The organism is Halomonas sp. V046, assembly GCF_052645355.1.
Window position 1 is genome coordinate 1 of record NZ_JBQXYF010000054.1, and the last position, 508, is coordinate 508.

1 protein-coding gene is annotated in these 508 nt (G+C 67.9%); it reads right to left on the reverse strand.

The features are described from left to right. A partial coding sequence (locus ACUN9Y_RS22190; protein WP_445462911.1) for an Ig-like domain-containing protein occupies positions 1 to 484 on the reverse strand: 484 nt, incomplete at its 3' end. Positions 485 to 508 lie beyond the last annotated feature (24 nt).

Genomic DNA, 508 nt, shown 5'->3' on the forward strand with positions numbered 1-508 from the left:
CGGTAGCATCGGGTGCCGTGGCATTTGCCGGCGCGGATTCGTTATCCGAGGCGTCGGTTTGCGTGACGCCGAGGGCCTCGCCGTCGAGCTGGGGCTCGTCCAGCACCACGCTGAACGTGCCATCGTCACCCACCGTGCCCTGTCCGAGCACGGTGTCATCCGGGCCGGTCACGGTGACGCTGGCCCCGGGTTCGCCGCTACCGCTGACGGTGGTTCCGTCATCACTCACGACGACATTCGTTGGGGCATCCGGCGCAGTAGTGTCGGGTGCCGTGGCATTTGCCGGCGCGGATTCGTTATCCGAGGCGTCGGTTTGCGTGACGCCAAGGGCCTCGCCGTCGAGCTGGGGCTCGTCCAGCACCACGCTGAACGTGCCATCGTCGCCCACCGTGCCCTGTCCGAGCACGGTGTCATCCGGGCCGGTCACGGTGACGCTGGCCCCGGGTTCGCCGCTACCGCTGACGGTGGTTCCGTCATCACTCACGACGACATTCGTTGGGGCATCGGG